This is a genomic window from Veillonella sp. 3310 (genome assembly GCF_003999875.1).
GTDB lineage: Bacteria > Bacillota > Negativicutes > Veillonellales > Veillonellaceae > F0422.
Map to the genome: position 1 here is coordinate 122,775 of NZ_RQVJ01000002.1, position 20,476 is coordinate 143,250.

At 40.4% G+C, this 20,476-nt stretch carries 15 protein-coding genes; all 15 read left to right on the forward strand.

Annotation, left to right across the window (positions count from 1 at the left end):
* Positions 1-195: 195 nt before the first annotated feature.
* The 15 genes from EO127_RS04115 to citF all read left to right on the forward strand — a co-directional run bounded on the left by EO127_RS04115 (position 196) and on the right by citF (position 20,296).
* Positions 196-1,134, forward strand: a complete 939-nt coding sequence (locus tag EO127_RS04115; RefSeq protein WP_127448134.1) for a bile acid:sodium symporter family protein — start codon at positions 196-198, stop codon at positions 1,132-1,134.
* A gap of 206 nt (positions 1,135-1,340) precedes the next feature.
* Positions 1,341-3,152 carry a translational GTPase TypA gene (typA, locus tag EO127_RS04120; RefSeq protein WP_127448135.1) on the forward strand — a complete coding sequence of 604 codons (1,812 nt, stop codon included), beginning with the start codon at positions 1,341-1,343 and terminating at the stop codon, positions 3,150-3,152.
* 150 nt (positions 3,153-3,302) lie between these two features.
* Positions 3,303-4,166 (forward strand): M48 family metallopeptidase, encoded by an 864-nt coding sequence (locus tag EO127_RS04125; protein WP_127448136.1) that lies wholly within the window; start codon positions 3,303-3,305, stop codon positions 4,164-4,166.
* A gap of 43 nt (positions 4,167-4,209) precedes the next feature.
* Entirely contained in the window at positions 4,210-5,256 is a 1,047-nt protein-coding gene (locus EO127_RS04130; protein WP_164742283.1) for an AraC family transcriptional regulator, read from the forward strand.
* Positions 5,257-5,539: 283 nt separating this feature from the next.
* Positions 5,540-6,808: an SLC13 family permease gene (locus tag EO127_RS04135; RefSeq protein ID WP_127448138.1), complete on the forward strand. Its 1,269-nt coding sequence runs from the start codon at positions 5,540-5,542 to the stop codon at positions 6,806-6,808.
* Between the two features lie 14 nt (positions 6,809-6,822).
* The gene (ttdA, locus tag EO127_RS04140) at positions 6,823-7,722 is read left to right on the forward strand and encodes a L(+)-tartrate dehydratase subunit alpha (RefSeq protein WP_009352839.1); all 900 of its coding nucleotides are present in this window, start codon (positions 6,823-6,825) and stop codon (positions 7,720-7,722) included.
* Positions 7,722-8,333 (forward strand): L(+)-tartrate dehydratase subunit beta, encoded by a 612-nt coding sequence (gene ttdB / locus EO127_RS04145; RefSeq protein ID WP_127010236.1) that lies wholly within the window; start codon positions 7,722-7,724, stop codon positions 8,331-8,333. The genes ttdA and ttdB overlap by 1 nt, the downstream gene beginning before the upstream one ends.
* A gap of 165 nt (positions 8,334-8,498) precedes the next feature.
* A complete protein-coding gene (locus EO127_RS04150) occupies positions 8,499-11,906 on the forward strand; it encodes a DNA polymerase III subunit alpha (protein ID WP_127448139.1) in 3,408 nt (1,135 codons plus the stop codon).
* 10 nt (positions 11,907-11,916) lie between these two features.
* Positions 11,917-13,653: a pyruvate kinase gene (pyk, locus tag EO127_RS04155; RefSeq protein WP_127448140.1), complete on the forward strand. Its 1,737-nt coding sequence runs from the start codon at positions 11,917-11,919 to the stop codon at positions 13,651-13,653.
* Between the two features lie 9 nt (positions 13,654-13,662).
* Positions 13,663-14,361, forward strand: coding sequence for a Bax inhibitor-1/YccA family protein (locus EO127_RS04160; protein WP_127448141.1), 699 nt, complete (start codon positions 13,663-13,665; stop codon positions 14,359-14,361).
* A gap of 96 nt (positions 14,362-14,457) precedes the next feature.
* Positions 14,458-15,360 carry a LysR family transcriptional regulator gene (locus EO127_RS04165; RefSeq protein ID WP_127448142.1) on the forward strand — a complete coding sequence of 301 codons (903 nt, stop codon included), beginning with the start codon at positions 14,458-14,460 and terminating at the stop codon, positions 15,358-15,360.
* 649 nt (positions 15,361-16,009) lie between these two features.
* Positions 16,010-17,431, forward strand: a complete 1,422-nt coding sequence (locus EO127_RS04170; RefSeq protein ID WP_127448143.1) for an anion permease — start codon at positions 16,010-16,012, stop codon at positions 17,429-17,431.
* Between the two features lie 123 nt (positions 17,432-17,554).
* Positions 17,555-17,824, forward strand: a complete 270-nt coding sequence (locus tag EO127_RS04175; RefSeq protein ID WP_126939352.1) for a citrate lyase ACP — start codon at positions 17,555-17,557, stop codon at positions 17,822-17,824.
* Complete coding sequence (locus EO127_RS04180; protein WP_127009957.1) at positions 17,824-18,756, forward strand: aldolase/citrate lyase family protein; 933 nt, start codon at positions 17,824-17,826, stop codon at positions 18,754-18,756. Before EO127_RS04175 ends, EO127_RS04180 begins: the two co-directional genes overlap by 1 nt.
* Complete coding sequence (gene citF, locus EO127_RS04185; protein ID WP_127448144.1) at positions 18,746-20,296, forward strand: citrate lyase subunit alpha; 1,551 nt, start codon at positions 18,746-18,748, stop codon at positions 20,294-20,296. The genes EO127_RS04180 and citF overlap by 11 nt, the downstream gene beginning before the upstream one ends.
* Positions 20,297-20,476: the final 180 nt, after the last annotated feature.

The following is a 20,476-nucleotide window of genomic DNA, read 5'->3' on the forward strand; positions in this document are numbered from 1 at the left end:
ATCCAGGAGCACCATGTGCGTGTTAGATCTTGCACATGGAAATGTTATCCAAGAATGTATGATGAAGATAACTTTTAATAGCTGTGATTTATAAACGGACAAATATATTATAAATTTACCATAATTATCTTTTATTTAATACGAAGATTTGCTATAATTGTAAAGTTCTCATTTTTTATAGAAAGTAGGTTACATATGAATTTTATTCGTAGTATCAATCGCTTGTTCAATGATTACCTAGCATGGATTGTGTTGGCTATGGCAGTTATCGCATTCTTAGTGCCAGAAGTATTCATGGGGGCAGCGAAACAAACAGTTCCTTTGTTGCAGTTAGTTATGTTCAGCATGGGCTTAACGTTAACAGGAAAAGTATTTTTAGATGTATTTAAACAACCGTGGCAAGTGATCTTGGTATCCTTGATTCAATTCTTATGGATGCCACTAGCAGGCTGGTTAGTGGGTACCTTGTTTGGATTCCCACCTGAAATTGCTTTAGGCTTCATCCTATTGGGGGCTGCTCCAGGCGGTACTGCATCTAATGTGATGACATTCTTAGCAAATGGTAATGTGCCGTTGTCCGTATCTGCGACGACAGTATCGACTCTATTAGCGCCGGTATTAACACCGATTTTCATCGTTTTATACGCTGGACAAACAGTAGATATTGCATTCTGGCCAATGTTCATGTCCATCGTGAAAATCATTGCTGTGCCAATTGCATTGGGCATTATTGTGAACTATTTCATCGGTTCTCGCATTGAACCTGTGAAAGAGGTGTTGCCAACAGTAGGTGCCGTAGCGGTATTGATTATCTTAGCTGGCGTCACTGCGGTGAGCCGTGATAATATCTTAGCGCACGGTGTGATGATTTTCTTGGCTTGCTTAGTGCAAAACGTGAGTGGTTATGTAGTGACGTATTTCATTTGTCGTCTATTTGGTTCTAACGTACCAGATCGTCGTGCTATGCAAATCGAAGTGGCTATGCAAAACTCTGCGCTAGCAGCTAGCTTGGCGTTGAAACACTTTACACCACAAGCAGCCGTAGCAGGCGCCGTGTTCTCTATTATCCATAACTTTACAGGATCTATCTTTGCAGGCATTTGCCGAAGAAACGATTCTAAAAGTAAACACTAATCTGAAAGTTAGGATATATTGAGTATCAGTCGATAAAAATTGTATATCTATTAGAAACGTCATGTACTTTCATTGTCTGTTATAAGATAAAAGTATGTGGCGTTTTTTCCTTGTAAAATCCTAAAATAAAGTATATAATAGACTGTCGTAGTACGATTTGTACAACTATTAGGAATATCCTACTTAAGTAGATAAAGGAGTATAGAATGATTCGTGAAAATCTTCGCAATGTGGCGATTATCGCCCACGTTGACCATGGTAAAACAACATTGGTAGACGCATTGCTTAAACAAAGCCATATTTTCCGTGAGAATGAAAAAGTTGCTGAACGTGTAATGGACTCTAATGACTTAGAGCGTGAAAGAGGGATTACAATCCTTTCCAAAAACACAGCAGTTATGCATAACGATGTAAAAATCAACATCGTGGATACACCGGGCCATGCTGACTTCGGTGGTGAAGTAGAACGTGTATTGAACATGGTTGACGGCGTATTGTTATTGGTTGACTCTTTCGAAGGTCCAATGCCACAAACGAAATACGTATTGCGCAAAGCGTTGGAACAAGGTTTGAAACCAATCGTGGTTATCAACAAAATTGACCGCCCTGACCAACGTGTTCACGAAGTAGAAGACGAAGTATTAGAATTGTTCATGGAACTAGAAGCAGACGATGATCAATTGGACTTCCCAGTGGTATACGCATCAGCTCGTGATGGTATTGCGAAAGCATCCATGGAAGATGATTCCACAGATATGACGGCTTTATTCGATGTATTGATCAAAGAAATTCCAGCTCCAGAAGGCGATATCGATGGTCCATTGCAATTCATGGTTACCACACTTGATTATGATGATTTCGTAGGTAAAATTGCCGTAGGTCGTATCGTTCGTGGCCGTATGAAAACAAATCAACAAGTGGTGTTGATGAATGGTGAAAGCACTCGTAAAGGCAAAATCGGCCGTGTGTACACATACAATGGCTTAAATCGTGTAGAAACAGATGAAGCAGGCATGGGCGACATCATCGCTTTCGTAGGTATCGATGACATCAATATCGGTGAGACTGTAGCGGATGCAGAAAATCCAGAAGCACTACCAACAATCTCTATCGATGAGCCAACATTATCCATGATGTTCTCCGTTAATAACTCTCCATTCGCAGGCCGTGAAGGTGACTATGTAACAAGTCGTCATTTACGTGACCGTTTGTTCAAAGAAGTAGAAACTAACGTATCCATGCGTGTAGAAGAAACAGATTCTCCGGACTCTTTCAAAGTATCTGGCCGTGGCGAATTGCATTTGGCAGTATTGATCGAAACTATGCGCCGTGAAGGTTACGAATTGCAAGTGGGTAAACCTCGTGTAATTTTCAAAGATATCAATGGTCAAAAATGTGAACCATTGGAGCATTTAACTATCGATGTGCCACAAGAATTTATGGGCGCTGTTATGGAAAACTTAGGTGTTCGTAAAGCTGAGTTAATCAACATGGTTGAATTAGCTGGTTACTTACGTATGGAATTCGTAGTACCTGCTCGTGGCTTGATTGGTTTCCGTGCGCAGTTCTTAACAGCTACAAAAGGTAATGGTATCATGAACCATGTATTCCATGGCTATGCACCATACAAAGGGGATATCCCAGGCCGTACGCGCGGTGCCTTGGTAGCCTTCGAAGACGGTGAAACAACACCATATGGCTTGAACTCTGTACAAGACCGTGGTACTTTATTCTTAGGTGCTAACGTGCCAGTATACACAGGCCAAGTTATCGGCGAAAATGCTCGTGAAAACGATATGGACGTAAACCCTAACAAAAAGAAACATGTTACTAATATGCGTTCTAGCTCCTCTGATGAGGCAGTTCGTTTAACACCCCCACGTATCTTCAGCTTGGAACAAGCCTTAGAGTGGATTAACGATGACGAATTGGTAGAAGTAACACCAGAAAATATTCGTATGCGTAAAGCGATCTTGGATCGTTCCGCTCGTGCGAAAGCAGCAAAAGCAGCAAAATAATTACATATACTAGACTAGGAATAGTCTATGTACATAGAAATAGAGAAAGTAGTGGGATACCATGGCTTTCTCTATTTTGTTGTGTTTTATAGGGGTGAAAGCCTATAATAGATATATAAGTAATACATTAGTAATGATATAGGAGACAGGATGAAAGAACTTCGCACACTGCCAGATGGTAGCATTACTTATGAACTGCATAGAAAACGCGTGAAGAACATGAATCTTCGTGTCACCACCAGTGGCGTAGTACGAGTGTCTGCCTCCCCTCGTGTCCCCCTAGGGATGATTGAAGAGTTTATCTGTCGTCATCGAGCTTTCATTAAAAAAGCACTACAAAATCGAAAAAGCAGAGGCGGTCATCCGATGGTACCTGCTGTAGATACAGAAATCATGGTGATGGGTAAGATGTATCGAGTAGTACTAGAAAAGCCTCACGCAGTATCTGCCTACTTGGAAATATCTTCGCAGGATAGTCAATTAAGCGATACTCCGTCAGATTCTCCATTGAAAGGTAGTTCATCAAAAAGGAAGGGCACACAAGGAAGCCGATCACAAAGAAAACTGTCGAGAGGGAACGCCTCTACCTATGCAGTAACGGTGGTAGACGACATATTGTTGGTACGCTACCCAAGTAATCATGAGACCTTGGATGCTAGCAAAGTAGAACGAATGTGGCTTAGCTTTTGGAAAACCATAGGTCAGGACTTCATGGAAACACTAGCACAACAAGTGTATAGTGAGTTTCAACAAGCGGGGTATACAGTGCCGACACCGACCTTGCGATTGCGATATATGACGAGCCGTTGGGGATCCTGTATGCCTGTAAAAGAAATTATCACTATGAATACTCGATTGCTATTAGGGCCTACCGAGTTTGCTCACTATGTGATGGTCCATGAATTTGCGCACTTTATAGAGCCGAACCATTCGTCACGCTTTTATAAGGTTATGAGCGATGTGTTGCCAAATTGGGAGCAAGTGAAAGCGGAGATGAAGGCATATTATACATAAGCAGGGTTAGGTAATGTACAATTATAGAGATGAAGAGGTTCCTATGAAATATTTTAGATACGCTATTGATAGAGGGTTATTACAAGTTAAAAGTCACATATATCGTATTTCCACCTATCATTATAATTGGCATAATCATATTGAGTTATTATGGGTATTAAAGGGAGCTTTAGAAGTGTGTGTAGAGGGGCAGACCTATACATTACAACGAGATGACATGATTTTGTATTCATCACAATGTGGGCATGCTACATTGGCATTAGAAGAGGATACGATTGCTCTCGTCTTTCATGTAGAACCACAATGGTTTTTGCAGTATGATCAGGATTTTATGAAGTATCGATTTGTGTCAGTCTCCACACAAGATATAAATATTGCTGAAAGGTATAAAGAGCTTCGCCAATCGTTAGCGTATATTATGAATCATCATACTGCAGAAATAAGCATTAGTGCGTTAGAAACCATGAAGGTAGATGGTGTTATATATACAGTGTTGTCAAATGTGTATGAGATTATACTGGCTAGTCGATACGAGAATCAATTATCCACTAAGATATTGCATCAAGAAGAAAATTTTGAACGGATGGTTCATTTTATCGATGAACATTTTCGCGACCGTCTTGAGTTAGCAACGATTGCTGATGTAGGCGGATATACTGAAAGCTACACCTCTCAACTATTTAAACGGCAGCTGGGGATTACTTTTTTAGAATATGTGTCACGTATGCGATTGCGTGAAGCAGCGATACGATTAGTAAATACGGATGATATGGTTATTCATATTGCAAGTTATTGTGGGTTCCCTGACGTAAAAGCTTTTAATAGTGCGTTTAAAAAGCATTTTAAACTAACTCCTTCTGCCTATCGTGAACGGGCAAAGAGAATTGAGCGTCATACAGTGTTAGAAGATTGGAAAGAATATATTAGCTCTGATGATACAGAAATTAAGGGGATATTAACAATGTATGGAAGTTACCTGACTAGAGAGAATGTGAAGTATGAGGAAAATGAATATACAAAACAAAGCCTTGTTAGTAAGGTTCAGCGGGTTAAAGAAGAATTACAGCAGCTATTGCAGACCCTAGAATAAGCTAGGTATACTTTACTTGCATATATATAATATTAAGTATATGGATATATTTTTATATAATAAAATAAGGCTGAATTTAATTAATGCTGGTAAATGCTATGTTATTACATGTAATAACATAGCATTTTTTTATATATATTGGACTTAAAATTGCAAAAATATAGATAAATATGCCTATTTTATAGAAAAGTATCATGATGAATATTGGATAGAAGGGAGGATGTATAAATAGCTATAATGAGGGCATATATTAATACGGTACTAGAGATTCAGGAGGAATGGAATGGATGCAGTTAGTATTACGTTATGTTATTTAGTGTTTGCCATAGTTATGTTTGTATGGGAGAAGATACCTTTATCGATTACGGCGATGTTAGTATCAGTTGGTCTAGTCTTATCTGGAGTTTTATCTCCTAAAGAGGCCTTTGCAGGCTTTGTAGATGGTAATGTTCTTTTATTTATGGCTATGTTTATCGTGGGTGCAGCATTCTTTGAAACTGGTGTGGCACAAGTGGTAGGTAGTGTAGTTACAAAAATGGCTAGCACTGAAAAAATGCTCATTGTTGCAGTCATGCTAATTACAGGATTATTATCTGGCTTCTTGTCTAATACGGGAACCGCAGCGGTATTGATTCCTGTTGCAATTGGAATTGCACAAAAATCAGGATTTAACCAATCAAAATTTTTAATCCCCTTAGTATTGGCATCGGCTATGGGTGGTAATCTTAGTTTAATTGGGGCCCCAGGAAATATGATCGCACAAGCAGGATTAGAAAAAATTGGCTTATCCTTTGGATTCTTTGATTATGCTTTAATTGGTGGACCAATTTTGTTAGTAGGTATTATTTACTTCTTGTTATTGGGATATAAATTACTGCCAGACACACCAAGTCGTGCTGTAGACTCTACCTATGATACAGTGGAAGATTATAGCCATGTACCAAAATGGAAACAATGGATGGCGACATTGGTATTGGTAGGTACTATCTTAGCAATGATTTTTGAATCTCAAATTGGTGTTAAACTGTATGTATCTGCATGGATTGGGGCACTTATTTTAGTGGCTACGAATGTGGTGACTGAAACAGAGGCGGTAAAATCCATTGATATGAAAACAATATTTTTGTTCGTTGGTTCCTTATCTATTGCTACAGCTCTTGTGAAAACAGGTGCGGGCTCTGTAGTAGCCAATACAATCATGGGGTTATTAGGTAGCAATCCAAGCCCATATATTGTGATGGCAGTGATTTTTATCTTATCCGCTGTATTAACAAACTTTATGTCTAATACGGCAGCTACAGCATTGTTGGTACCTATCGGTTTGCAATTAGCGCAGACCATGGGAGCTGATCCAAAAGCAGTGTTGATGGCTACTGTTATTGGGGCATCTTGTGCATATGCAACACCAATTGGTATGCCCGCCAATACCATGGTGTACAACATTGGAGGATATAGTTTTATGGACTACGTGAAAGTAGGAGTTCCTCTCATTGTGATAGTGACAATCGTGTCATTAATTATTTTGCCAATATTCTTTCCCTTTTACCCATAATTTAGGAGGTTTCTATGAATAAAGAAGAACAAGTGTTACGAATGACAAAGATCGTTAGTGATTTTGTAGGCCATGTTGCTAAAGTGTTACCTGACGATGTGCAAGAAAAAATTACAGAATTAGCAAATGATGAACGAAATCCGCTAGCAAAAACAATTTATGCAACTATGAAAGAAAATATGAAGTTAGCAAAAGAGTTAAGTCGCCCATCCTGCCAAGATACAGGCGTATTGCAATATTGGGTGAAAGTAGGTGCTAATTATCCATTGCTTGGTGAATTGGAAAGTATCTTGAGAAATGCAACGTATCAAGCAACACAGGAAACTCCGCTTCGACATAATTGTGTAGAAACGTTTGATGAATATAATACTGGAAAAAACATTGGTACTTTAGCACCTTATATTTTATGGGATATTGTGCCGGATCGAGATGATGTTGAAATTTTCCCTTATATGGCAGGTGGTGGTTGTTCCTTGCCAGGTAGCGGTAAGACATTGATGCCTGGAGAAGGCTATGAAGGAGTAGCAAAGTTTGTCTTAGATTTGATGACATCCTACGGATTAAATGCGTGCCCACCATTGTTAATTGGTGTCGGTGTGGCTACGTCTATTGATACAGCGGCGTTACTTTCAAAAAAAGCGTTAATGAGACCAGTAAGTTCCGTAGCACCTAATGAACGAGCAGCAAAAATGGAACAATTGCTAGAAGATGGGATTAATTCCTTGCATATTGGCCCACAAGGTATGGGTGGAGATAAGTGCTTGCTAGGTGTCAATATTGAGCATGGGGCTCGTCATCCATCGGTTATTTCTGTTGCAGTTAATGTGGGATGTTGGAATCACCGCAGAGGCCATATGGTATTTGATAAAGATGGACAATGTACAATTCTATCGCATAGTGGGGTGACATATTAATGGAAAAGAAAGTATTAACAACGCCGATTCAGCGGAAAGATTTAGAAGGTATTAAAGCAGGGGACATCATTTATTTAACGGGTCATATTACGACCTGTCGTGACGTAGCGCATCGTCGGTTGATTGAATTAGGCCGTGAATTGCCTGTGGATGTACGGGATGGAGCTATCTTGCATGCGGGGCCTATCGTCCGAGAGCTGGGAGAGGACACATTTGAAATGGTCTCTGTAGGACCTACCACAAGTATGCGTATGGAAAAGTTTGAGTACGATTTTGTGAAAGAGACAGGTGTACGCCTTATTGTTGGTAAAGGCGGTATGGGTCCGAATACAGAACGTGCTTGTAAAGAGTTTGGAGCCTTGCATCTAGTATTTCCTGCGGGCAATGCTGTACTAGCGGCTACAGAAGTGGAAGAAATTGAAAGCGCTAACTGGCGAGAGCTAGGTATGCCAGAAACGCTTTGGACATGTCGTGTGAAAGAGTTTGGTCCTTTAATTGTATCCATTGATACAGAAGGCAATAACTGGTTTGAACAGAAAAAAGTAGAGTATAATGCGAAAAAAGAAGAAGTGTTAGAATCTATCTACCAAGAAGTAAAGTTTATTAAATAATGCAAAGCCTATGTAGTTTGTTATACAGATTACATAGGCATTTTTATTTTGTAAGTATCCATGGATTGATAGATGACAAACGCTTTCACGGTACACTGAAATATGCAAATTATGATATAATAGAAGGAATGAAAGCATATCGCGTTACGTTAGTAAGGAGGGCACATGAGACCATTTGTACATCTGCATAGTCATAGTGAATATAGCCTCATTGATGGCATTAGTCGATTGCCACAAATGGTGAGTCGTGCGAAAGAACTCAATATGCCGGCCCTAGCGTTAACGGACCACGGGAATATGTATGGTGCCATATATTTTTATAAAGAGGCCATGGCACAAGGGGTCAAACCAATTTTAGGGTGTGAAGTGTATGTTACGGAAGGGAGTCGTTTTGACCGCCCCGAAGGTAAAACTTATGAACGATTAAAGCATTTGATTCTTTTAGCGGAAACTATGGAAGGATATGAGAATATTGTAAAAATCGTGTCCAAGTCTTCCACAGAAGGGTTCTACCGCAAGCCTCGTGCAGACCGAGAACTACTGTCTACCTACAGTAAAGGGATTATCGCTTTGAGCGCTTGTATTGCTGGAGAAATTCCACAGCTTATATTGCAAGATAATATGGAAGGGGCCCATCGTGCCTTGGAGTGGTACCTAGAGACTTATGGAAAGGATAACTTCTTCTTAGAAATTCAGAACCATGGAGATCCAAAGGAATTGCGTGTTCAAGATGTGCTAGTAGAGATGGCAGAGCAATATGGTGTAGGTTTAGTATGTTCCAATGACTTTCACTATGTATATGCTGATGATGCGGAGGCTCATGATATTAAGGTATGTATTGCTACCGGCGCAAGGCGGAATGATGTAGACCGTATGAAGTTTTTCAGTAATGAGTTTTACATGAAAAGCGGCGATGAAATGGAAGAGCTTTTTGGGCATATTCCAGAAGCTTTGGATAATACGTTGAAGATTGCGGAACGTTGTCATGTAGAGTTTAATTTTGATGCGCATCATTTGCCAAAATTCGATGTACCAGAAGGGGAAACGGCGCATAGTTATTTGCGTAAAGTCTGCGAGTCCTATATTCCTCAATTTTATCCAGAAATAACACCGGTATTGCAAGAACGATTGGACTATGAGCTAGGTGTTATTAGTCGTATGGGATTTGAAGATTATTTTCTTATCGTGTGGGACTATGTCAAATATGCCAGGGAGCATGGGGTACTAGTAGGCCCAGGTCGTGGTAGTGCGGCAGGGTCAGTGGTAGCCTACTTATTGGGTATTACAGGCCTAGATCCCATCAAATATGATTTGCTCTTTGAACGGTTTTTGAACCCAGAGCGGGTAAGTATGCCCGATATCGATATCGATTTTTGCTATGAAACTCGCAATAAGGTAATCGACTATGTAACAGAAAAATATGGACAAGAGCGAGTAGCGCAGATCATTACCTTCGGTACCGAAGCGGCTCGTGCCGTTATCCGTGACGTAGGTCGTGTGCTAGATATGCCGTTGCCAGAGGTGAATCGATTAGCTAAGATGATTCCCAATGAACTAGGGATCACTTTGAAAAAAGCCTTAGAGGTAAAAGAACTTAAGGATTTGTATGATACAGATGAATCTGTCAAAGAATTATTTGACCTCTGTTTACGGCTAGAAGGTATTGCTCGTAACTCCTCTACTCATGCGGCGGGTGTTGTAATTTCAGCGGCGCCTCTAGATGAGTATGTACCGGTGCAAAACTCCAATGAAGATGGATTTGTTACGCAATATGACAAAGATAATATTGAGGAACTAGGCCTATTGAAGATGGACTTTTTAGGGCTTCGTACGCTGACGGTGATGGGTGAGGCATTGCGCTTGATTAAAGAAAACCACGGTATCGACTTAGACTTAGATACGATACCCTTAGATGATCAGGCATCTTGCGAACTTCTAAGTCGTGGTGAAACGGCAGGGGTATTCCAATTAGAGTCAGAAGGGATTACAAAGCTGGTGATGGACTTAAAGCCAGAACATTTTGAAGACTTAATTCCTTTGGTAGCCCTCTATCGCCCTGGACCGTTGGGATCGGGCATGGTGGAAGACTTCATCAAGCGCCGTCACAAAGAAAAAGAAGTGACCTATTTACATCCAATCTTAGAGCCTATTTTAGAGGATACCTTCGGAGTTATTCTATATCAGGAACAAGTTATGCAGATTGCCTCCGCCATGGGTGGATTCTCTTTGGGGCAAGCGGATTTAATGCGCCGTGCTATGGGCAAGAAAAAGGAATCTGTACTGAAAGCACAACGAGATTCCTTTGTCACTGGCTCTGTAAACAATGGTATTGATGAGAAATTGGCTAATGAAGTATTTGACCTCTTACTATACTTTGCGGGCTATGGATTCAATAAATCTCACTCTGCAGCCTATGCCTATATTGCATATCAAACGGCGTATTTGAAAGCTCATTATTTCCCAGAGTTTATGGCGGCTACTATGACAAGCTTCATGGGCAATATGGATAAAATGACGAATTACATCAATGTGTGTAAGGCGAAACAAGTAGCAGTGTTAGGACCAGATATCAACCATTCAGAGCGTATGTTTACCGTACAAAATGGACAAATTCGTTTTGGCTTAGGTGGTATTAAACATGTAGGAGATAATGCGATCGAAGAATTGCTAGCAGAGCGTAAGGCACATGGCCAATTTACGTCCATTGTCGACTTTTGTGAACGTATACCATATCGTGTCGTAAATAAGCGTTTGTTGGAAAGTTTAATCCGCTGCGGAGCTATGGATTCTTTCAAAGAAAATCGAAACCAGCTGTTACAGATTTATGAACAAGCTCAAGGCATTGGTTCTAAAGGACAAAAGAATAGTGCCCTAGGAGCGGTGAGCCTCTTTGCGGAGGTAGAGGAAATGGAGAGTATCCATGTTCCAGACTTGCCAGACTTGCCCAAAGAGCTGAAACTGAAAGATGAAAAGGAATATACAGGCTTTTATATTACGGGCCATCCTTTAGATGCCTACCGTGATGAATTGGAAGGACTATTTCAATTAGGGAGATTAGCAGAAAATCCAGAGGATTTCGACGGCAAAACTGTTACCATTGGTGGATTGATTACGGAGAAAGTGGATCGATTAACGAAGGCAAAGCAAGAAAAAATGTGTACCTTAACCTTGGAAGATTTCACAGGATCTGTGCAAGTGGTAGTATTCCCTCAAGGGTATCAAAAAAGCCATATGCTATTGCAACGTGATGGTGTGGTAGCTATAGAAGGGCGTATTGATGCGGATGAGAAAGGGGTACAATGTATTGCTAGCTCCGTACAACTATTAAAAGTAGAATATGATAAAGTGCGACAGATTCGTATTCATATAGATATAGCTCATGACACACCGCAAGTGAGCCAGCAATTACAAAAGTTGTTGCAAGAACTGCAGGGAGATACACCAGTAACCTTATTCTTACAACGACAAAAACGCAGTTTAGCGGTGAACCGCAGCTTTTATTTCACCCCATCGAAAGAGTCCATTGGGCGTGTGCAAGCTTTATTAGGGGCAAATACAGTCGAGTTACTATAAGGAGATAGATATGAATAAAAAAACAAAGATTGTTTGTACCATGGGACCTAGTACAGATAGTTTAGAAATGGTAGAATCCTTGTTGCGAGCAGGGATGAACGTGGCACGTTTTAACTTTTCTCATGGTTCTCATGAAGAACAAGCAAAACGTATGGAACTCGTTCGCTTAGCCTCTACTAGAACAGGGATTCCAGTGGCATTAATGTTGGATACAAAGGGCCCTGAAATTCGCCTTGGTTTGTTCAAAGAAGGTAAAGTGTGTTTAGAAGAAGGGCAAGCCTTCACATTGACCACAAGAGATGTGGAAGGAACAAAAGAAATTTGCTCCGTGAATCATGCAGGATTACCAGAAGACGTGAAAGAGGCCAAACAAATTCTCTTGTCTGATGGATTAGTGACATTGCGCATCGATTCCATTGAAGGCACAGAGATTCATACGACTGTTATGAATACTGGTATGATGAGCAACCGTAAACGCGTAGCGGTACCAGGAGTGTCCTTATCGTTGCCACCAGTGTCGGAGCAAGATGAAAAAGATTTGGTATTTGGTTGTGAAATGGGTGTGGACTATGTAGCAGCTTCTTTCATGCAACGAGCTAGCGATGTAGTGGCAATCCGTCGTATTTTGGAATCTAAAGGGGCAGATATTCGCATCATTTCCAAAATCGAAAATGAAGAGGGACTTAATAATTTAGATGAAATTCTAGAAGTGTCTGATGGATTGATGGTGGCTCGTGGCGATTTGGGCGTAGAAATTCCTGCTGAAGAAGTGCCAGTATTACAAAAAATGATGATTCAAAAATGTAATGCTGCTTCTAAGCCGGTGATTACAGCCACACAAATGTTAGAGTCCATGGTAACGAATCCAAGACCGACAAGAGCAGAAGCCAGTGACGTAGCGAATGCCATATTAGATGGTACGGATGCGGTCATGTTGTCTGGTGAAACCGCAGGTGGTGACTATCCGTTGGAAGCGGTGACAACTATGGCTCGCATTGCGAAGGTAACTGAAACATCTGATCTGTATGTGAATAGTAATCATACAGTACCATTAGAAGAAGCCAAAACGACAGATGCCATCTGTTCTGCTACCGTGGAAGTAGGTCGTTCCTTAGGTGCTGGAGCTATTATTACTTGTACTGAATCTGGCATTACAGCGATGAGCATTTCCCGCCACCGTCCGAATTGCCAAATCATTGCGGTTACCCCGCATGAGAGTGCTCTTCGCCGTATGCAGTTATACTGGGGCGTGACAGCTATCCAAGGGCCTTCCCATTCCAATTCTGATGAAATGGTACACTGCGCCATGAGTGCAGCCTTAGGAGAAGGATTGATTCAGTCTGGTGATTTAGTAGTGGTTACAGCAGGCGTGCCATCTGGCTTATCTGGTACAACGAATATGATTCGTGTTCATGTCACTGGTAATGTGTTGATTAATGGTCGTGGAGTTGGTAAATTGTCTGTCACAGGACCAATTCACCACGGTGATTCTGCAGAGCCTATGACAGATGGCAGTATCTTAGTAGTTCGTGACTTAGAACCGGAATATATGGAACTAGCGAAACGAGCTGGCGCTATTATTACTGCAGAAGAAGGATACACATCGACAGCAGCGATTGCAGGGATTCAATTTGGTATTCCTGTCATTTTAGGGGCTCATGATCAATCTCAATTAACAAATGGTCAGATTGTAACAGTCGATGGCATTCGTGGTAATGTCTATGAAGGTATTGCAAACGCAAGATAGGAGGTAACTATGGAATATCATGTTCCTACACAAGCAGATACAGTGGTAGTGGAAGAAATTGTGAATCGTAAATTGCGCAATTCTATGCTTTGGATGGTCTGGGGCTTATTGACAACAGCCATCATTGGATTTATGGCGTTAACGAACTCTAGTTGGTTGCGCTTTGCTCATTCTAACTTTAATATCATTTTGTTAGCTGAAGTGGCGGTGGTTTTCTTATTTTCTTTCCGTCAATACACAGCATCTAATACATTTTTGAAAGCCATGTTTTTCCTCTATTCCATTATGAATGGATTGACCTTGACCGCCATCGCGTTACACTATTCCTTTGAGGTTGTGGTGTATGCCTTAACAGGAGCTGTAGCGGTCTTTGGTAGCTTTGCCTTTTTAGGAATAGTGGTGAAAAAGGATTTGTCAGGATTAGGCACATTTTTAATGGGGGCAGTGATTGCCTTACTCATTGCTAGCTTGATTATGATGTTCTTTGGAGCTAGCGACTTTGGATTATTGGTGTACAGCTATATAGCTGTAGGGATTTTCTCCTTATTTACCATGTATGATGTGTATCGCATTAAACGGACCATCATGGAAGTGGCTTATGAAGATGAAAGTGTTCTTGAACGTGTTGAATTGATTGGTGCTTTAGGTTTATACCTTGATTTCATCAATATTTTCATCAATTTACTTCGCATTTTCGGTCGTCGCTAATGTATGTTATAATACTAGCATGGGGGAGCGCTGAAGCTCCCCTTTAGTATGTAATTAATAAATTGATATAGATGATAGTTAGTAAGGAGGGATACGATGGAAGCAAAAGAATGGCAAACCTTCGTCACAGTGGTGGAAGAAGGAAATATTACGAAAGCGGCAGAAAAACTATTTCTTTCACAGCCTGCATTAAGTTATCGATTAAAGCAAGTAGAAGATATATTAGGGCGTCCCTTATTAATTCGTGCCAATGATGGTATTGCGTTAACTGCCGAAGGTGAGCTGTACTACGATTATTGCCGACGTATGATTCGGTCCCGAGAGGAATTGCGACAAAATATTGGAAAGGTAACGGGGAAGATCCAAGGTACCTTAAAAATTGCGGCATCCATCAATTTTGCAGACTACGAGTTGCCCCATTTACTCAATAATTTTACGAAACAGTATCCCAAGATTCGCATCGAAGTGAAGACAGGTTATAGTTCCCACGTGAATAAAATGTTCAATTCTGGAGAAGTAATGATTGCCTTTGCCCGTGGCGAATATAATCATGTGCCCAATGGTGTGCGTCTCTTTGATGAACCGTACTGTTTAGTGTATAAGCATCCTGTAGATTACAAGGAATTACGGGACATTCCTATGATTAACTATCGCACGGATGGATCCATTGCAACAGTGGTAGAAAATTGGAAGAAAGAACATAACGTAGGGGATGTGAGACCAGCCATGGAGCTAGACTCTATGGTGACGTGCCGTCACTTCGTACGAGAAGGACTAGGTTGGGCTATTTTACCGTATTTGGGATTAGGCAGTTGCCGTGAACATGGTATTTATGTAGAACCTTTACGGATGAAAGATAATCGTCCATTGGTGCGTTCTACCTATTTGTTCCATGATGAGGTAAGCACGAAACTTATTGCGGTGAAAACTTTCATCGATTATGTAACAGATTATTACGAAAATCATCAAATCGTTACCTTACCGGGGTATATGAGCTAAGAGGCTTGTTTGCGTATGGTAAGCAAAAGAATGGCTCTGCCTATTTATATAGGTAGGGCTTGAATTTTTATATGAATGGTATGCATAGTTAATAAAGAACATATAGTATTACAGATAGAGAGCGCAGCTAATAGAGTTGCGCTCTCGTTGTGTGTAGTTTTTATTGTAGCTAGCGTTTTGTAGGTAACCATCTTTTACTTTCAGTATGTCTGAATAGTTTAAAATGGACAGATTGCTCTAACAGCAAATTTGATTACTTTAGAATACTATAAACGTACTGTTAATGTATATAAAAGTAGCAATTATCATAGCTATCTATCATGAAAATGGGAATAATTTAGTAGGAATAGCATAAGAACCGCATGAGACCTAAGTTTATAAGACATTCTCTAAATGCATACATGAAAGATTTTTGGGGAGAATAAAATTTTTATAAGCCTTATAAAGGATTTTTATTTTTACCGCCTGAAATGATTGGATATAATGAGAGCGTAGAAAGACCTAGACATTTGCACGTTCTAGTATTCTAGTAAGTGGTGAACCGCCCTTATATATAATTATTGATATAGTAAGTTTCACGTTTATAGAAAGTATGAGTGCAATCGATATAGGCAATGTATTTATATCTTATGTAGTAAGGAGACACAAGATGAACAAAAAAATCATCAATGCCTTGATTACGTGGGCTATCCCATTGATAATCTGGTTCACTCCAGCTCCAGAAGGCTTAGCTGACGGCGCTTGGAAATTGTTTGGCTTTTATTTAGCCGCTATCGTTGGTTTGGTATTAAAACCATTCCCAGCTCCAGTAGCAGTATTATCTGCCATTGGTGCCTCTGCATTATTTTTAAATAATCCAAAAGAAGTATTGTCTGGATATGCATCTACTACAACATGGTTGATCTTTGCGGCATTCTCCATTTCTGTAGCCTTCGTAAAAACGGGTTTGGGTCGTCGTATTGCGTATCATATGATTGATGCCTTCGGTCATACTACACTTCGTCTTGGTTATGTAACTGCTTTATTGGACGGAATTATTTCCCCAGCTACACCATCCAACACAGCTCGTTGTGGTGGTATCGTATTCCCAATCATGAACTCTGTAGCAAGATCTTTAGGTTCTGAACCTGGTGAAACAGCGAATAAAGTAGGTCGTTACCTAATGACTAATACATATATGGTAACAAAAATAACATCCCTTTTATTCTTAACAGCCATGGCGCCAAATGCATTGGCAGCGGATTACTTCAAAAAAATCCTAGGCCTTTCTATTGACTGGGTAACTTGGGCAGTAGCTTTATTCGTACCTGGTTTGATTTTGTTATTGATTACTCCATTCGTATCTTATGTATTAAATAAACCTGAGTTGAAAGAAATCGACAATAAGAAAATTGCTCGTGAAGGGTTGGCAGAATTAGGCCCTGTATCGACAGGTGAAAAAGTATTAATTACTATTTTCTTCTTATCCTTACTTGGATGGGCATTACCATCTATCCTTGGTATGGTAGGTATTAAATTTAAATTAGATGCGACAGCAGTAGCATTAGTAGCGATGGTATCTTGCTACATATTCGGCGCTATCAAGTGGGAAGATGCTCTTCAAAACAAAGGTGGCTGGAACACATTGATCTGGTTCGGTGGTATCCTTGGTTTATCCGGTGCGTTAACAAAAGCGGATTTCTTCATTTGGTTAGCAAAAGTGTTAGAAGCTCAAATGAACTTCGGACATCATGAGACATTGGCACTTGTGGTGATTGCAGTGTTGTCTGTGCTAGTTCGTTACTTGTTTGCATCCGGCAGTGCTTACATTGCAGCCATGGTACCGGTATTCTTTACAGTTGGTAAAGTGGCGGGCATTGACCCTTGGACATTAGGTCTTGTAATCTTCATGACAAATGCCTTCGGTGGTGCTGTAACTCACTTTGGTGGTGGACCTGGCCCAATTGTATTCGGTGAAGGCTACAACGAAGTTCGCCAATGGTGGGTAACTGGTGCAGTAGTGGCTGTATTAGGCTTGATTGTGACACTTGGCTTTGGTCCGATTTGGTGGTCCATTGTAGGATTAATCTAATAAGTCTTACTCTATCAAATAGATAGGGAGTATTTTTGGTTGATGAAGTCAGAATCCAGTGATTCTATATCACTGGTCTCTGACTTTTCATACTATAGTTTGATGTAATAGAAAGGATTTGCTATGAAACATCTAGTGAAAGCAGCTATGGCTGGCTTTGATGAAAAAAATGATGTATTGGTAACAGTAGAACCAATTGCATCTGGTATCGAAGTAGAATTGAAATCTAAAGTTGAGCGTGCTTATGGTAAGCATATTCGTGCTTTCATCGAAGCGACTGTAAAAGAAGCAGGATTCGATGGCGTGAAAGTAACTGCTATCGATAAAGCAGCTTGGGATTATACGATTAAAGCCCGTGTATTGGGTGCATTAGAAAGAGGGAGCGCAGAATAATGAGCCGATTAACTGAATTAGCAAAAAAACGTTTATCTCGTTCCATGATGTTCGTACCAGGTAACACACCTAAAATGATTAACAGTGCTGATATCCACGGTGCCGACTCCATCATGTTTGATATTGAAGACTCCGTAGCAGTCACTGAAAAAGATACAGCTCGTTTATTGACAGCAGAAGCTTTGAAAACTTTAAAATTCAAAGGTGAAACAGTAGTACGTATCAACCATCCAACACAAACCCCATATGGTTATGCTGACCTTGATGTGATTGTACCAGCAAAACCTAACTTGATTCGTCTTCCAAAAACTGAAGATGTATCTGAAGTAGAAATCGTTGCTAAAAAAATTGAAGAAGTAGAAAAAGCTAACGGTTGGGAAGAAGGCACTATCAACATTATCGTTGCTATCGAATCTGTAAAAGGTCTATACAATGTGCGTGAAATTGCACAAGGTCCTCGTGTAGTGGCTATCGCATTAGGTGCAGAGGATTATCGTGCCGACCTTCGTACAGGTAAACATAAACCAGCTCATGAATTATTATTTGCTCGTCAAACTATCCTTCATGCAGCTCGTGAAGCAGGTATCCGTGTTCTTGATACAGTATTCTCCGACGTGAAAGACCCACAAGGTTTCCGTGAAGAAGTAGAATTCATCAAAGCTCTTGGTTATGATGGAAAATCTTGTATTCACCCAAGCCAAATCAAAATTATCCATGAAGTGTTCACTCCAGATGAAAAAGAAATTGCTCATTCTGTAAAAGTATTGAACTCCTATGCAGAAGCACTTCGCAACAATAAAGGCGTTATCGCTGTAGATGGTAAAATGATCGATGGTCCTATCGTAGTACGTGCGCAACGTGTGGTAGATAAAGCCCGTGCAGCAGGTATTAAAGTAGAACTTGAGGAAGGAGCAGAAATCGATGTTAAATAAAATTGGTCGTGACATTCCTATGGAATTAGAATGCCTTCAAGGTCGTCGTGTATATGAAGGTCAATTCGCTATGACAGAAACTGGTACTCGTGCAGGTAAACCAGTCAAACTTCACACTCCAGGTGAAAATAAATTAGTAGGCTCCATCGATGAAGCTATTGAAAAAGTAGGTTTAAAAGATGGTATGTCCATTTCCTTCCATCATCATTTACGTAATGGTGACTATGTGATGAAATTGGTAATGGATCGTGTACAAGCAAAAGGAATTAAAGATATTACAATTCTTAACTCTTCCTTAGCTCCTTGTCATGAGTTTTTAATCGATATGATCAAAGATGGTACTGTAACAGCTATCGAAACATCTGGTCTTCGTGATGCGTTGGGTAAATTCTTAACATTGAACCCTGGCGTATTAAAACGACCTGTAGTGATTCGTTCCCATGGTGGACGTGCTCGTGCAGTTTGCACTGGAGAAGCTCACATTGATGTAGCTTTCATGGGCGTACCTGCTTGTGACCGTCGTGGTAATGCCACAGGCCGTAAAGGCAAATCTGCTTGCGGTGCCTTGGGTTACGCTATGGTTGACTCCCACTATGCAGATAAAACTGTATTGTTAACAGACAACCTAATTGATTATGTATATCCTATCTCCATTCCGCAAACAGATGTAGATTACATCGTTGAAGTAGAAGCTATCGGTGATCCAGAAGGTATCGCATCTGGTGCCGTAGGAATTACGAAAAATCCTGTACAAATCAAAATTGCTGAAATGGCGGCTGAATTCCTTGATCAAGCTGGCATTATCCAAGAAGGGTTCTCCTTCCAATTGGGCGCTGGCGGAGCTCCATTAGCAGTAGCTAAATTCATTGGTGAAAAATTAGAGAAAAAAGGCGTTGTTGGTGGATTCGGCGTTGGCGGTGCTACAGGCGTACTAGTAAGCATGCTTGAAAAAGGCCACATCAAAGCCATCTATGATACACAAACATTTGATACAACAGCAGCAGCTTCCTTGGACAACAATCCAAATCATATCGAAATGAGCGCATCCATGTACGCAGACCCTACTACAGACTGCATGACTAACTACTTAGATGTAGTTTTCTTGGGTGCTACAGAAATCGATACAGATTTCAATGTAAACTGTATGACTGACTCCAATGGTATCTTGATGGGTGCTTCCGGTGGTCACTCCGATACAGCAGCAGGTGCAAAAGTAACTGTTATTACATGCCCATTGATTCGTGGTCGTTTGCCTATGATTCGTGAACGCGTAGAAACCGTGATCACTCCAGGTGAAAGTATCGATGTGTTGGTAACAGAACGTGGTATCGCGATCAATCCAAATCGTCAAGATTTGATCGAACGATTCAGAGACTCTAACTTGCCAATTTACACAATTGAAGAGTTACAACAAATGGCGTACGACATGGTAGGTAAACCAGAAGGTATTGAAGTATCTCATGACCCTAAAGATGTAGTAGCGATCATCGAATATCGTGATGGATCCATCATCGACGTAGTACGTAAACCATTGCTATAAGATATTTATAGTAGTTAATAAAAGAGGCTAGACCTTAGGTCTAGTCTCTTTTCTACATATAGTGGTGAAGATACATGGGTATAAGGCAATAACACCAGGCTTACAATAAAAAAATGTTGTTTATTTTTATGGGTTGTCATATCGCCTTATATCCTTTATCATAGAATTATAATGTATACT

What these genes read in the sequence shown, in the direction of transcription:
- EO127_RS04115 (WP_127448134.1), top strand. Translation starts at nt 196, where the DNA reads ATGAATTTTATTCGTAGTATCAATCGCTTGTTCAATGATTACCTAGCA.
- typA (WP_127448135.1), top strand. Translation starts at nt 1,341, where the DNA reads ATGATTCGTGAAAATCTTCGCAATGTGGCGATTATCGCCCACGTTGAC.
- EO127_RS04125 (WP_127448136.1), top strand. Translation starts at nt 3,303, where the DNA reads ATGAAAGAACTTCGCACACTGCCAGATGGTAGCATTACTTATGAACTG.
- EO127_RS04130 (WP_164742283.1), top strand. Translation starts at nt 4,210, where the DNA reads ATGAAATATTTTAGATACGCTATTGATAGAGGGTTATTACAAGTTAAA.
- EO127_RS04135 (WP_127448138.1), top strand. Translation starts at nt 5,540, where the DNA reads ATGGATGCAGTTAGTATTACGTTATGTTATTTAGTGTTTGCCATAGTT.
- ttdA (WP_009352839.1), top strand. Translation starts at nt 6,823, where the DNA reads ATGAATAAAGAAGAACAAGTGTTACGAATGACAAAGATCGTTAGTGAT.
- ttdB (WP_127010236.1), top strand. Translation starts at nt 7,722, where the DNA reads ATGGAAAAGAAAGTATTAACAACGCCGATTCAGCGGAAAGATTTAGAA.
- EO127_RS04150 (WP_127448139.1), top strand. Translation starts at nt 8,499, where the DNA reads ATGAGACCATTTGTACATCTGCATAGTCATAGTGAATATAGCCTCATT.
- pyk (WP_127448140.1), top strand. Translation starts at nt 11,917, where the DNA reads ATGAATAAAAAAACAAAGATTGTTTGTACCATGGGACCTAGTACAGAT.
- EO127_RS04160 (WP_127448141.1), top strand. Translation starts at nt 13,663, where the DNA reads ATGGAATATCATGTTCCTACACAAGCAGATACAGTGGTAGTGGAAGAA.
- EO127_RS04165 (WP_127448142.1), top strand. Translation starts at nt 14,458, where the DNA reads ATGGAAGCAAAAGAATGGCAAACCTTCGTCACAGTGGTGGAAGAAGGA.
- EO127_RS04170 (WP_127448143.1), top strand. Translation starts at nt 16,010, where the DNA reads ATGAACAAAAAAATCATCAATGCCTTGATTACGTGGGCTATCCCATTG.
- EO127_RS04175 (WP_126939352.1), top strand. Translation starts at nt 17,555, where the DNA reads ATGAAACATCTAGTGAAAGCAGCTATGGCTGGCTTTGATGAAAAAAAT.
- EO127_RS04180 (WP_127009957.1), top strand. Translation starts at nt 17,824, where the DNA reads ATGAGCCGATTAACTGAATTAGCAAAAAAACGTTTATCTCGTTCCATG.
- citF (WP_127448144.1), top strand. Translation starts at nt 18,746, where the DNA reads ATGTTAAATAAAATTGGTCGTGACATTCCTATGGAATTAGAATGCCTT.